The following is a 13548-nucleotide window of genomic DNA, read 5'->3' on the forward strand; positions in this document are numbered from 1 at the left end:
CCTGCTGATTCGAACAGGCGCCAAGCTTAACCGGATCGGTGCCGCGCGCCCATCTGCCGTTCGGCCAGCTATACCGTGAATGGGCCTTCCGCTATGCTGGCACGATCGAATCGACACTGGAACGAGGCCGGCGATGTCGCAGCGGTGCAACTGGGTAAAGACGGAAGCGGATGCTCACTATCACGATACCGAGTGGGGCGTGCCGTCGCATGACGATCGCCATCTGTTCGAGATGCTGATTCTGGAAGGCGCGCAGGCGGGACTGTCGTGGTCGACGATCCTGAACATGCGCGCCGGCTACCGCGAGGCGTTCGCCGACTTCGATGTCGACGCGGTCGCGCGCTTCACGCCGAAGCGCATCGAGAAACTGCTCGAGAACCCCGGCATCGTCCGCAATCGCGCGAAGGTCGAATCCGCGGTGACCAATGCACGGGCCGTGCAGCGCATTCGCGAGGATCACGGATCGCTCGCGCAATTCCTGTGGTCGTTCGTCGACCACACGCCGGTCCAGAACGCGTGGCAGTCGTATCGCGACGCGCCCGCGTCGACTGCCCAGTCGGATGCGCTCAGCAAGGCGCTGAAGGAGTACGGCTGCAAGTTCGTCGGCTCGACGATCTGCTATGCGCTGATGCAGGCGACCGGGATGGTCAACGACCATGAGACCAGTTGCCCGTGTCACGCCCAATGCGCGGCGCTCGGCGGCAAGCAGCAGCCGGCACGGCGCCGCAAGGCGGGCTGACGGCGACGAAGCTCACGGGCCGGTCGCCTTGGCGCGCACCGGCACGTCAGCACGCGCCGCCAGGTGATCCGCGCAAGGCGAGCCCGAACGCGGCGCCGATTTCCCGGTGAGCACGTCGGCGGCCTTGCCCGTTTGCTGCCGGCGGAACCGCCGTGCGGCCGTGCGGCCATTCGACCGTCTGGCAGTCGATCGGCCACTTTTCCGCCACGATCGGCAACCTTTTCCGGCCCCGAAAAGCAAAACGACGGAGCGGCTTCTATCGAAGCACGCTCCGCCGTTTCGCGGCGAACCGTAAACGCTCTTAGTGGAGCTTCTTCGGCAGCATCTGGCTGCGCAGGCGCTTGTGCAGGCGCTTGACGGCTGCTGCCTTCTTGCGCTTGCGGACTGCGGTCGGCTTTTCGTAGGACTGGCGTTCGCGCAGTTCAGCGATCAGGCCATTTTTTTCGATAGCACGGCGAAAGCGGCGAATCGCCACTTCGAACGGCTCGTTTTCCTTCAGAAGAATCGTCGTCATGTCGTTCCTAAATTGCTTAAACGGTCAAAAACGTAGCGGCCAAGCGCCACGCACCGGCCATCCGGGCGTCCCCACAACAGGCGAAACGAGCGGAAATACGGCCTCGGAGGCCGGAAAAGAGAGGCACAAAGCACCGCGGGTACGCTTCACAAGCCGCGTGCAGCGCCGCGTTTGACTGCCAGCAGGAATGCCGAGACGGCATAGGCGTGACAGAAAATCTCAATTCAGCCCGCCATGATATCAGGTAAACATAGCTTCGCCTACCGGTTTACCACTTTTCCGTCGCAATCACGCATCGCAGGCGTTCGAACGCCCGTCCAGCCTTGCCGCGCGCCGTTCGGGCCCTTTAAATGCGCGCCAGACTCTACCCAAACGCACCCAATGCCCCTGGTGCTTCCCCACTATAAAAAATAGAGCCAAATCTTCGGCGCCCCCTCCAATTTGGTTTCGAACCACCGAGGTCTGGTTCTGAGGCGGCCGGCACTGCATGCACGTATCCATTGGTACCAGCAGGGCTTTGCGTGCTTACCTACTAACAACAAAAAAAATCGGCTGCCGGCTGCAAACCGAGCGACTACCGCGCCGCCTGCCATCTCCCAACCGATCCGTACCGCCCCCAACCTAAAAATGTGGTTGATGTCCGCACCTCGCCGGAACGCGATCCGCGTCCAGTCATTGCTTCAGCTTCAACAGTATTCCTTGTCAAAACCGAATCTGCCACGGGTCTCGCTGGACCACGCGCGGAATTCAACAGGCCAGCCGCACGTCCGGTGCGGCATCGTCGGTACGTCAACCGGCTGCCGCGTGGGAGCGCCGCAGGTCCTCACACCGAACGAACGAAAGCGCATACGCAGGCGTCGAGGCCATGCTTGGCAAACCACAGAGCCAGTTCGGCCAGCCGGTACGCCAAAGCAACTTCGCATCTGCCCCTAAAGTTTGGTCGCATGGTCGCCGACAACCAGGAAAGGCGGGCGATGCAGGATGCCAAAAAGCGCGACGCCGAACACGAAACAGCCAAATTTAAACCGGGCGTTTTCCAAAAACGAGGATAGAAATGCTGAATATCAACACCAACCTTTATTCGCAAACGGCGCAAACCAACCTGTCGAATACGCAGAACGCGCTGTCGCAGGCAATCAACCGCCTGTCGTCGGGCAAGCGCATCAACTCGGCAGCAGATGACGCAGCCGGCCTCGCGATCTCGACGACGATGACGGCGTCGATCAACGCGTACAACCAAGGCGTCGCGAACGCGAACAACGCGGTGTCGATGGCTCAAACTGCTTCGAGCGGCCTCTCGGCAATTACCGCCAACCTGCAACGTATCCGCCAACTGGCAGTTCAGGCTTCGGACGATTCGATCGGCTCGGCTGCAGCCAACAATCTCGACACCGAAGTGCAAGCGCGTATTACCGAAATCGGCCGGATTACCAGCCAAACGACGTTCAACGGCATCAACTTGCTCGACGGTACCGCGAACGCCGGCGCGGTGCTGAATTTCCAGATCGGTGAAAAATCTGGCCAACAACTGTCGCTGGATCTGACTGGCAAGTACGATACGGCGACGCTCGGCCTGACCGGCAACGTCAAGACCTACGCCGCCGCGCAGACGATGATGGACACGGTCGACACGGCGCTGACGACGATCAACACCGCACAAGCTCAGCTCGGTTCGGACATCAACATCTACCAGGCAGCGATCTCGCAAACGACTGCGCAATCGACCAACCTGAACGCAGCCAGCGCACAGATCACCGACGCGAACTTCGCACAGGAAACCGCCAACCTGTCGAAGGCTCAAGTGCTGCAGCAAGCTGGCATCTCGGTGCTCGCGCAAGCGAACTCGATGCCGCAGCAGGTTCTGAAGCTCCTGCAATAAGGGCTAGATAACGCGCCACGTCACGCATTCAAGAAATGCGTGACGTGGCGGTCAATACGGATGCCAAAGAAAGAATGCTTATCCGAGGGCTCGCCTTCAGATAAGCATTTTGCGCATCGTGCGGCACATCGGCGCCGCCACGCCAATGCGCCCGGCGGCGCACTTTTTACCAGACGGAGTCCTCGATGTCGACGACGAACATTTCCAGCACCACGGCCAACAGCGCGCTGACACAGGCGGCGCAGTCCATCATCAGCGGAGTGACGAACTCGAACACGGACACGTCCGCACTCGTTTCCGCGATGGTTACGGCCAAGATGGCCGCACAGACCACGCAGAACGTCAACCGGCAAAATCTCGACAACACCACGCTGTCGGCCATCGGCTCGCTCAAGTCGGCACTGTCCTCCCTGCAATCGGCGCTGTCCGGGCTCACCGACGGATCGGCTCTGGCGAAAACCACCGCCACCGCGAGCGGCAGCGGCCTGAGCGCCACCACGTCGACGGGCTCGGTCGCCGGCAGCTATTCGATTGCGGTAACGCAAGTCGCCACCGCGCAGAAGCTTGCACTGACAGCGGGCGTGCAGCCGTCCACCAAACAGCTCGGGACGGGCAGCCTCACCATCACGCTCGGCAGCGGCGCGCCGATGACCGTCGGAATCAACACCGGCAACAACACGCTCGCGGGCATCGCCAGCGCAATCAATTCGGCGAGTGGCAATCCCGGCGTGACCGCCACCGTCGTTACCGGCACGGATGGGTCGCACCTCGTGCTGACCTCGAACGTGACAGGGGCGGCGAACACGATCCAGGTATCGACCAATTCGACAGACGGGCTGGCCAGCCTCGCGACCGTCGACAGCTCGGGCGTCGCAACAAACAACTACGTCGAGAAAAACAACGCACAAGACGCGATGCTCAGCATCGACGGCATCACCAATATCCAGAGCGCCAGCAACACGATCACCGGCGCCATTACAGGCGTGACGCTCAACCTCGCCACGTCGGCGGCAAACACGACCCAAACCCTCACGGTCGCGGCGGACAACACGTCAGCGACCAACGCGATCAACGGCTTCGTCTCGGCATACAACTCATTCGTGAGCACCGCATCGTCGCTGTCGAGTTTCGACTCGACCGCCGCTGCCGGCAGCCAGGGCGGGCCACTCATCGGCGATTCGATGCTGAATTCGATCGTCGGCTCGCTTGCCACGGCCCTTTCCAAGGGCGTAACAAGCGGCAGCAGCACCGTGAGCCTGAGCGCGCTCGGCATCAACCTGACGCCGAGCGGCACGCTCAGCGTCGATAGTGCGGCTTTGTCGAACGCCCTGACGCACAATTCGGCCTCGCTAGCGACCGCCTTCAACGCGACGAATGGCATCGGCGCAGTGCTGAACAACAACATCACGTCGTATCTGCAGACGGGTGGGATCATCGATACGCGCGTCAACGCGCTGAACAGCGACCTCGCCGACGCGAAGACGCAAGCGAAGACCCTGCAAGCGTATGCGAATCAGTTGACCGATCAGTACAATGCGCAATTCACCGCCCTCAATACGCTCATGGCGCGGATGCAGAACAACTCGCAGTATCTGACGCAGTTGTTCGGCGGCACCAATAGCGCCGGCGCACTCGCCACCAACAAGTCATAAGGCCCACCGGATGTATCGAGCCGCGCGGTACTTTTGAAATGGCACTGGAGTGATCGTCACGATGGATCAACCCACATTACTCGCACGCGTGTGGCAACTGACGCAGGCAATCGAACATGCCGCGACGATGGCGGACTGGTGCGGCGCGGCGCGTCTCGCGGAAGCGCGCTCGCCCCTGCTGATGTCGCTGAGCGCACCGCAAACGCCCGATGCGCTGGCGATCATCCGCCGCATACAGGCGATCGACACAGCCATCGCGGCCGACGCGGAAACGACGCAGCGGGAGTTGCATGCGGAGTTTCAGGCCGCACTCGGACGGACCGAAGCTGCCGGCCGATATCAGCAGATCGCGCAACTGTAACTGCATTGCCACTGCATTGCCGCCAGGTACGTCGCGAGCGGCACTTCGCGCCGGACGTTTCAGGGCCGGCGTCTTGCTCTGGCCTGCAGCCTCCAGCAGCCGTGCTTCTTCATCGCCCCGAAGCCGCCGCTCGCGATGCTGCCCCTTCGCCGGCCACTTGACGCCGTCGAGCGGATTGCCCATCGGCACCTCCCACAGCTCCCGCGCGGTCCTGAAAACGGCCGAGATGATGACCAGTTCTCGCCGGACAGTTTCGGCACAGCACTTTTTCAGGCGCTCGTCCCGGTAGTTCGCGAAATCGACCTTGCGCAACGTCGCCAGCGGCCGGGCGGCGAGCACGTGCTTCTGCAGCGCGCGGATGCGGACCACTTCGGTTTGCGAGCCACGCTTTTTGGGTGTCTCCTCCTTGGCATACCGGGCCAGCAGGTCGCCGAAGGTTACGCGCTCAAGCGCCGACCGGTCGATAAAGGAGCCAAGAGTCATCTCGGCCTCGGTCTTAGCGGCCCACTTCTGGGCTTCCTCAAGCGTCTCGAACGTTTCGGTCTGGGCGGGATAGCCCTTGCGGCGAATCAGGGCTTGGTACTGGTAGGGGCCACGGTGCGTGATGGAAGCCATCGCCTGTTCCTTATCTGGTTGGGGAACAGGGTATAGGTGCGAGTGCGGGGGATGACTGCAGCAGAATTGCTGCAAAAAGCCGGAAATCTTTAACGGCGTTGCCCGAGCTGCGCAAAAGTCCTTGATTTCACGACCTATTTTTGGCGCGCCCGGCTGGGATCGAACCAGCAACCCCTGCCTTCGGAGGGCAGTACTCTATCCATTGAGCTACGGGCGCATATGACAGTGACGACAGCGAAACGACCCCAATAAACCGGCCGCCCACCATTGACAAGACCGCAAGGATACCCGGTTTCCCAAAACGCGTCCACCTTGCCCGCCGAAACCCCGTCAGGCCCGCAATTCGTGCGGGTAAACACGCGCCTTCGCGCCGCTCGCCGTGATGTAAACGTTCCGTCTATAATCGTCCGGACTCATTGGATCGCCAGCCATTTTGCCGTTGCACCGCGCTCACAATTCCTAATCACGGAGACGAGGCAAGCATGAGCGAAGCACCCCACGAATCTCCCGTCAAAACCCCCGGGCAGCTGATTGCCGTCGTCATCGCCTCATTCGCGATTCCGATCGCCCTGATCGTCCTGTTTGCCACTTATGCCAACCATGCGTTCCGTTCGGGCGCGGGCACGGATGCGCTATCCGACGAACAGGTCGCCGCGCGGATCGCACCGCTCGCGAAAGTCGACGTGAAGGACGCCAATGCGCCCCGCACGTACAAGACCGGCGAGGAAGTCTACAAGGCCGTGTGCGTGACCTGTCACGGCACGGGCGCCGCCGGCGCGCCGAAGTTCGGCAACAAGGACGACTGGGCACCGCGCATCTCGCAGGGCTTCGACACGCTGCTGAAAACGGCGCTGTCGGGCAAGGGCGCGATGCCGCCGCGCGGCGGCACGAGCCCCGACGACGTCAGCGACTATGAAATCGCGCGTGCGATCGTCTACATGGCGAACAACGACGGCGCGAACTTCCCCGAACCGGCTGCCCCGGCCGCCAATGCGGCACCGGCGGCGAGCGGCGCGGCGGGTGCGGCAGGCGCTTCGGGCGCCGATGCATCGAACGCGCAGGCCGCCGCTGCAATGGCCGCGATCGCCGCGATTCCGAAGGCCGGCGAAAAGCCCGCGGCCGCGCCGACCAGCGCCGACGCCGCCTCCGCCGGCAAGGCGCTGTACACGCAGGTCTGCCAGGCGTGCCACGCGGCCGGCGTGCTCGGCGCGCCGAAGTTCGGCAGCAAGGAAGACTGGGCGCCGCGCCTGAAGGACTCGATGGATACCGTCTACAACTACGCGCTGCACGGCAAGGGCGCGATGCCGCCGAAGGGCGGGTCGAGCGCGTCCGACGCCGACGTGAAGGCGGCCGTCGACTACATGGTCAACGCGTCGAAGTAACGCCTGCCGGCCAGAAAAAACCCCCGCGGCGCACACGCATCGCGGGGGTTTCGTTTATCCGGATCGCCGGGGCGTCCGTGCGCCGAAGCGCGCCGCCTCACTTCTGCAACAGCGCCTTCAGGCTCGCGAGCCGGTCCTTCGGCGTCATCGGCGCTTCCTCCGGCGTCGGCGGCGGCGCTTCGTCGAGCCCCATCTCGGGAATGAAGCGCGACGGCTCGCACACGACCGTCTCGCGCGCCCGCTTGCGCTTCTTGCACCAGTTCAGGTGCAGGCTGCGCTGCGCGCGCGTGATCGCGACGTACATCAGCCGGCGCTCCTCCTCGATCCGCTCGTTGTCGATCGGGCCGTCGTCCTCGCTGCCGCCGCGGTGCGGCATGATGCCCTCCTCGACGCCGACCAGGAACACGTGCGGATACTCGAGCCCCTTCGACGCATGGACGGTCGACAGCCGCACGGCATCCGGATCCTCGTCCTTGCCTTCGAGCATCGACATCAGCGCGACGGTCTGGATCAGGCCGAGCAGGTTCTTGCCGGTGTCCGCAAGCCCGTCCGCGTTGTGGAAGCCGTCGGCCTCGCCGTCGACGGCTTCGGTCTCGGGCTTGGTGCCCTTGCGCTTCAGCCATTCGAGGAATTCGAGCACGTTCTGCCACTTCGACTGCGCCTGCCGCTCGTCGAACGCGTCGTACAGGTAGGCCTCGTAGTGAATGGCCTCCATCATGTCGTCGAGCACGACGGTCGCGGGCTCCTTGTCCGCGCGATCGGTCAGGCGCTGGATGAAGTCGCAGAACATCCTGAGCGGCTCGACCTGCCGCGCGGACAGCCGCGCCTCGATCCCGCCCATGTACACGGCCTCGAACAGCGACACCTTCGCCTGGCCCGCGAACGAGCCGAGCGCCTCGAGCGTCGTGTTGCCGATGCCGCGGCGCGGCGTCGTGACCGCGCGGATGAACGCGGGATCGTCGTCGGCGTTCGCGATCAGCCGCAGGTACGCGCACAGGTCCTTGATCTCGGCCTTGTCGAAGAACGACTGGCCGCCCGACAGCACGTATGGAATCCGCTCGCGCCGCAGCACCTGCTCGAAGATTCGCGCCTGGAAGTTGCCGCGATACAGGATCGCGTAGTCGCGGAACTGCGCGCGCCGCTCGAACTTGTGCGCGGACAGCCGGAACACGACCGATTCGGCCTCATGCTCCTCGTCGTTGCACGGCGTGACGGTGATCGAGTCGCCCATCCCGTGCTCGGACCACAGCTTCTTCTCGAACAGCTTCGGGTTGTTCGCGATCACGTTGTTGGCAGCGGTCAGGATCCGCACCGTCGACCGGTAGTTCTGCTCGAGCTTGATCACGTGCAGCTTCGGGAAGTCCTTGCCGAGCTGCGCGAGGTTCTCGAGCGTAGCGCCGCGCCAGCCGTAGATCGCCTGGTCGTCGTCGCCCACCGCCGTGAACGCGGCGCGCGGGCCGGCGAGCAACTTCAGCAGCTCGTACTGGCACGCGTTGGTGTCCTGGTATTCGTCGATCAGCAGGTAGCGCAGCTTGTTCTGCCAGCGGTCGCGCACCTGCTCGTTCTTCGCGAACAGCTCGGCCGGCAGGCGGATCAGGTCGTCGAAGTCGACCGCCTGGTATGCATGCAGCGTCGCGACGTAGTTGCGGTAGACCAGCGCCGCCTGGTGCTCGTCCTCGTTGGCCGCGATCGTCATCGCCTCCTCGGGCATGATCAGGCCGTTCTTCCACAGCGAGATGGTGCTCTGGATCTTGCGGATCAGGCCCTTGTCGGTGGTGCCGATCTGCTCCTGGATCATCCCGAAGCAGTCGTCCGAATCCATGATCGAGAACTGCGGCTTCAGCCCGACGTGCTCGGCCTCCTGGCGCAGGATCTGCACGCCGAGCGAGTGGAACGTACATACGGTGAGCTGGTTGACGGGCACCTTGCGGCCTTCCTTGCCGGGCGTGGTGAGCGTCTTGCCCTCGAGCAGCTTCGACACGCGCTCGCGCATTTCGGCGGCGGCCTTGTTCGTGAACGTGACGGCCGCGATGTGGCGCGGCTCGAAGCCTTTCGCTTCGATCAGGTGCGCGATCTTCTGCGTGATCACGCGGGTCTTGCCGCTGCCCGCGCCGGCGAGCACGAGGCAGGGACCGTCGAGGTAGCGCACCGCTTCGTTCTGAGCGGAGTTGAGGCCTGCGGACATGATGGCGGATGATGTTGCGGTTGACGGCGAACGCCGGGAGGATGCCGCGCGCGACGGGCCTGGAATGCAGGCGGACACGCGGGGCAGGACGCGCATGTTAACACGTCGGCGACGCGCTTTTCGGGAGCGCCGCCGGACGGGGCCGGACGGGCAGGCCGTCGTTTTCGTCTCCCGGTTCGGCGCTTGATCCGGCCCTCGCTTCCTTGTCCGGACGGCCAATCCGGCCCCATCCACGGCCCGATCGGTCACAATGGGCGACCGTCGCGATGGGAAGTGCCCGGCCCGCACGCCGCAGCGTCGGCCGCCCGGCCTGCCGAGTGCAGCGCCTGCCCGTCCCGCGCCAAATGCCGGCTGCGGCCGCGCATGCGCCGCATCGTGCCGCGCGTTTTGCCGAACGCGCCGGTGCGGGCCGCCGCGCCATGCCAAAATAGCCGGTCGTCCTCGCGCCCCAGCGGCGCGCCCTCTTTTCGTTTCGTACGCAGCCAGGGATTGCCATGTCGTCATTGCTCAGGATTGGTTTGATGGGTTTCGGTTTCGCCGGCGCGACGTTCCACGCGCCGGTGATCGCCACGAGCGGCCGCACCGAGGTCGCCGCGATCGCGACGGGGCAACCCGATCGCGCGCGCGCCGCCTTTCCGGGCGCCCGCATCGTCCCCGATCTCGACACGCTGCTCGGCCTCGACGATATCGACTGCGTGGTGATCGCCACGCCGAACGACACGCACTTCGCGCTCGCGCGCCAGGTGCTCCAGGCCGGCCGCCACGTCGTCGTCGACAAGCCCGTCACGCTCACGGCCGACGAAGCGCTCGCGCTTGCGCGGCTCGCGAACGCGCGCAGCCGCCTGTTCGCGCCGTTCCACAACCGCCGCTGGGACGGCGATTTCCTCACCGTGCGCCGCATCGTCGAATCCGGCGAACTCGGCCGGCTCACCTATTTCGCGTCGCACTTCGACCGCTTCCGGCCGACGCCGCGCACGCGCTGGCGCGAGGAGCCCGCACGCGGCGGCGGCCTGCTGCTCGATCTCGGCCCGCACCTGATCGATCAGGCGCTCGCGTTGTTCGGGCTGCCGGAAACGGTCAGCGCCACGGTCAAGACACGCCGCGACAACGGCACGGCGCCCGATTTCGTGCACCTGCTGCTCGGTTATCCGGACAAGGACGTCGCGCTGCATGCGAGCGCGCTGTCGGCGATCGAGCCCGCGCGCTTCACGCTGCACGGCACGCGCGGCAGCTACCAGAAGTTCGGGCTCGACACGCAGGAAGACCAGTTGAAGGCCGGCCTCACGCCGGATCACGTCGAGTTCGGCGGCGGCAACCCGCCCGGCGTGCTGCGCGTGCTCGACGGCGAGGTCGAGGTCGAGCGGCCTGTGCCGACGCTCGACGGGCAGTACGCGGAGTTCTATCGCGCGCTCGCCGCGTCGGTCCACGACGGCGCGCCGTTCCCGGTCACGCCGCAGGACGCCGTCGACGTGATGACGATCATCGAGCTCGCCGCGCAGAGCGAGCACGAAGGCCGCCGGGTACCGTTCGTGCGTCGCACAGTCTGACGGCCGCCGGCCGGGTCGTCGCCCCGGCCGCAGCCGCCACCTCGCGCCGCGCCGCCCCGGCTGCGCGCCCCCGTCAGCCGCCACGGCGCCACGATCCCGAACATTCCGTTACAAATGGTGCGGGAACGAAAGTCAGCGGTCGTCCGGTCTGACGCGTTTCTCAAAAAGTCGATCCGACACCAAACCGTCAGGAGAATGTGATGCAACGGTTGATTCGCGCAGCGGCATGCTGCGTCCTGGTTTCCTCGCTCGTGGCCTGTGTCGTGCAGCCGCAGCGGCCGGCCCGACAGGCGCCCCCGCCCCCGCCGCGGCCGAATCCGCAGGTCGTCGCGAACGATCGCCTGCAGGAGGTCCAGGGCCGGATCGACAACCTGCACCGGCGCATCGACGCGCGCGTGAACGGCGGCTACTACCCGCCGCCGTACGGCGCGCAGCTGCACCACCGCCTCGACGTGATCCGCCAGGAAGCGAACGACATGTCGGGCCAGCACAACGGCGGCCTGTCCGGCGACGAGCAGCGCGTGCTGAACCAGGAACTCGACACGGCCGCGCGCGCGATCGGCGAGTAATCCCGGCCATGCCGGCGCCCGCCGGTGCCGGCAGAAGCGGCGGCGCCCACGCCGCCGCTTGTCGCGAAGCGACATTCTTTTGCTCAAATTGACAATGCCCACCCGCTCGCGTACAGTCGCCCGCACGCGTCGGGAGAGCGTGTGACCGCATAGCAGCAACGCCGGTCGCGCCGCCGAAGGGGCACACCCGCAAACTCTCAGGCAAAAGGACCGACCGCGTCGGGGAATCCCGTCCGCGCATTGCGCGGGCCGCACTCCCCGCACTCTGGAGAGCGGCAGTAGCCCGCAGCACATTGGCTGCGCGGGCAGGCTGCCCACCGAAGGGGCGCGCGTTCGCCGGCTTGTGGCCGCGGCGCAATCTCTCAGGTATCGAGGACAGAGGGGCATGTACCGGATCGTTTCGCAGGCCCCAAGGCCGCGACGGTCGGCACATGGCCGTTCTGACCCGCGCGCAAGCGCCTTGCCTGAGGCCTCGATGACTGCACTGAATCAAACCCCGCTCAACGCCGCGCACCGCGCGCTCAATGCCCGCATGGTCGACTTCGGCGGCTGGGACATGCCCGTCAACTACGGCTCGCAGATCGAAGAACACGAAGCCGTGCGCACCGACGCCGGCATGTTCGACGTGTCGCACATGTGCGTCGTCGATTTCACCGGCAGCCGCGTGCGCGCGTTCTTCGAGCACGCGATCGCGAACAACGTCGGCAAGCTCAAGATCCCCGGCAAGGCGCTCTACTCGTGCCTGCTCAATCCGCAGGGCGGCGTCATCGACGACCTGATCGTCTATTACTTCACCGAAGACTTCTTCCGCGTCGTCGTCAACGCCGGCACGGCCGAGAAGGACATCGCGTGGTTCAACCAGCTCAACGAACAAGGCGGCTACGGCCTGACCATCGCGCCGCGCCGCGATTTCGCGATCGTCGCCGTTCAGGGCCCGAACGCCCGTGAAAAGGTCTGGACGACGGTGCCCGCCGCGCGCGCCGCGACCAGCGAGCTGAAGCCGTTCAACGCCGCGCAGGTCGCCGGCACGCCGTTCGGCGACCTCACCGTCGCGCGCACCGGCTACACCGGCGAAGACGGCTTCGAGGTGATCGTCCCGGCCGTGCACGTCGTAGCGCTGTGGAACGCGCTGCAGCAAAACGGCGTGCGTCCGTGCGGGCTCGGCGCGCGCGACACGCTGCGCCTCGAGGCCGGCATGAACCTGTACGGCCAGGACATGGACGACACCGTGTCGCCGCTCGACGCGGGCCTCGCGTGGACGGTCGACCTGTCGGCGCCGCGCGAGTTCGTCGGCCGCGCCGCGCTCGAGGCAAACGGCACGCGCGCCGCGTTCGTCGGCCTGATCCTGCAGAAGGAAAACGGCAAGGCGGGCGGCGTGCTGCGCGCGCACCAGAAGGTCGTCACGCCGCACGGCGAAGGCGAGATCACGAGCGGCACGTTCTCGCCGTCGATGCAGGAGTCGATCGCATTCGCGCGCGTGCCGGCGGCCGTCCAGGTCGGCGACACGGTCCACGTGCAGATTCGAGACAAGCAACTTCCCGCGCGCGTGGTAAAACTGCCGTTCGTGCGCAACGGCAAGGTCCTCGCTGCGTAACGACCGGGAGGCGACCGGGAGGCCGCCTGCCGTGAAGCCGGGAAATGGCGCCCGGCGCAACCACACCCGGCGCGCCCCGGCGGCGCGCCAGCATAACGAACACACCCTTTTATCCAGGAGCATCCGATGAGCAACGTCCCGGCCGATCTGAAGTACACCGACGAACACGAGTGGGTCCGCACCGAAGCCGACGGCACGCTGACGGTCGGCATCACCGATCACGCGCAGAGCACGCTCGGCGACATCGTCTTCCTCGAGCTGCCGCAAGTCGGCAAGTCGGTGAACGCGGGCGACGCCGTCGGCGTCGTCGAATCGGTGAAGGCGGCATCCGACATCTACTCGCCGGTGTCCGGCGAAGTCGTCGCCATCAACGAAGAAGCCGCCGACTCGCCGGAAGAAGTGAACAGCGACGCATACGGCGTGTGGCTCTTCAAGATCAAGCTCGCGGCCGGCGCCTCGACCGACAAGCTGATCGACGCTGACGCCTACAGCAAGCTGATCGACTAATTTT

General features: G+C 65.3%; 11 protein-coding genes, 1 tRNA gene and 2 riboswitches. Of the genes, 8 read left to right on the forward strand and 4 right to left on the reverse strand.

Translation table 11 applies throughout. The annotated features are described in order from the left end of the window. Positions 1 to 133: 133 nt before the first annotated feature. The gene (locus DIE12_RS09030; RefSeq protein WP_124520471.1) at positions 134 to 739 is read left to right on the forward strand and encodes a DNA-3-methyladenine glycosylase I; all 606 of its coding nucleotides are present in this window, start codon (positions 134 to 136) and stop codon (positions 737 to 739) included. 301 nt (positions 740 to 1040) lie between these two features. Here the strand turns inward: DIE12_RS09030 and rpsU are convergent, their stop codons facing one another. Then, positions 1041 to 1253 carry a 30S ribosomal protein S21 gene (gene rpsU, locus DIE12_RS09035; RefSeq protein WP_006401410.1) on the reverse strand — a complete coding sequence of 71 codons (213 nt, stop codon included), beginning with the start codon at positions 1251 to 1253 and terminating at the stop codon, positions 1041 to 1043. A gap of 1054 nt (positions 1254 to 2307) precedes the next feature. Here rpsU and DIE12_RS09040 point away from each other — a divergent pair. Then, positions 2308 to 3132, forward strand: coding sequence for a flagellin (locus DIE12_RS09040; RefSeq protein ID WP_124520470.1), 825 nt, complete (start codon positions 2308 to 2310; stop codon positions 3130 to 3132). Positions 3133 to 3317: 185 nt separating this feature from the next. Next, a complete protein-coding gene (gene fliD, locus DIE12_RS09045) occupies positions 3318 to 4784 on the forward strand; it encodes a flagellar filament capping protein FliD (protein WP_124520469.1) in 1467 nt (488 codons plus the stop codon). Between the two features lie 76 nt (positions 4785 to 4860). Here fliD and DIE12_RS39035 read toward each other — a convergent pair whose 3' ends face one another. Together DIE12_RS39035 and DIE12_RS09060 are read right to left on the reverse strand one after the other, a co-directional pair. Then, positions 4861 to 5760 carry a hypothetical protein gene (locus tag DIE12_RS39035; protein ID WP_221621944.1) on the reverse strand — a complete coding sequence of 300 codons (900 nt, stop codon included), beginning with the start codon at positions 5758 to 5760 and terminating at the stop codon, positions 4861 to 4863. A gap of 141 nt (positions 5761 to 5901) precedes the next feature. Continuing rightward, positions 5902 to 5977 (reverse strand) — tRNA-Arg (locus DIE12_RS09060). A 265-nt stretch (positions 5978 to 6242) separates the two neighbouring features. Here DIE12_RS09060 and DIE12_RS09065 point away from each other — a divergent pair. Then, the gene (locus tag DIE12_RS09065) at positions 6243 to 7142 is read left to right on the forward strand and encodes a cytochrome c5 family protein (RefSeq protein WP_124486853.1); all 900 of its coding nucleotides are present in this window, start codon (positions 6243 to 6245) and stop codon (positions 7140 to 7142) included. Between the two features lie 97 nt (positions 7143 to 7239). On the opposite strand, the gene DIE12_RS09070 is transcribed toward DIE12_RS09065, so the two are convergent. After that, positions 7240 to 9327, reverse strand: a complete 2088-nt coding sequence (locus DIE12_RS09070) for a UvrD-helicase domain-containing protein (protein WP_124486852.1) — start codon at positions 9325 to 9327, stop codon at positions 7240 to 7242. A 494-nt stretch (positions 9328 to 9821) separates the two neighbouring features. Here DIE12_RS09070 and DIE12_RS09075 point away from each other — a divergent pair, with 494 nt between their 5' ends. The 4 genes from DIE12_RS09075 to gcvH all read left to right on the forward strand — a co-directional run bounded on the left by DIE12_RS09075 (position 9822) and on the right by gcvH (position 13544). Then, positions 9822 to 10874 (forward strand): oxidoreductase, encoded by a 1053-nt coding sequence (locus DIE12_RS09075; protein WP_044848371.1) that lies wholly within the window; start codon positions 9822 to 9824, stop codon positions 10872 to 10874. A gap of 200 nt (positions 10875 to 11074) precedes the next feature. Further along, complete coding sequence (locus tag DIE12_RS09080) at positions 11075 to 11443, forward strand: hypothetical protein (protein WP_124520467.1); 369 nt, start codon at positions 11075 to 11077, stop codon at positions 11441 to 11443. 120 nt (positions 11444 to 11563) lie between these two features. Beyond that, positions 11564 to 11667, forward strand: a riboswitch (glycine riboswitch). Positions 11668 to 11698: 31 nt separating this feature from the next. Then, positions 11699 to 11832, forward strand: a riboswitch (glycine riboswitch). A gap of 86 nt (positions 11833 to 11918) precedes the next feature. Then, positions 11919 to 13037: a glycine cleavage system aminomethyltransferase GcvT gene (gene gcvT, locus DIE12_RS09085; RefSeq protein ID WP_124520466.1), complete on the forward strand. Its 1119-nt coding sequence runs from the start codon at positions 11919 to 11921 to the stop codon at positions 13035 to 13037. Between the two features lie 126 nt (positions 13038 to 13163). After that, complete coding sequence (gene gcvH, locus DIE12_RS09090) at positions 13164 to 13544, forward strand: glycine cleavage system protein GcvH (RefSeq protein WP_044848374.1); 381 nt, start codon at positions 13164 to 13166, stop codon at positions 13542 to 13544. Positions 13545 to 13548: the final 4 nt, after the last annotated feature.

Origin of the sequence: Burkholderia sp. Bp9015, assembly GCF_003853505.1 — a bacterium.
In the GTDB taxonomy this organism is placed as follows: domain Bacteria; phylum Pseudomonadota; class Gammaproteobacteria; order Burkholderiales; family Burkholderiaceae; genus Burkholderia.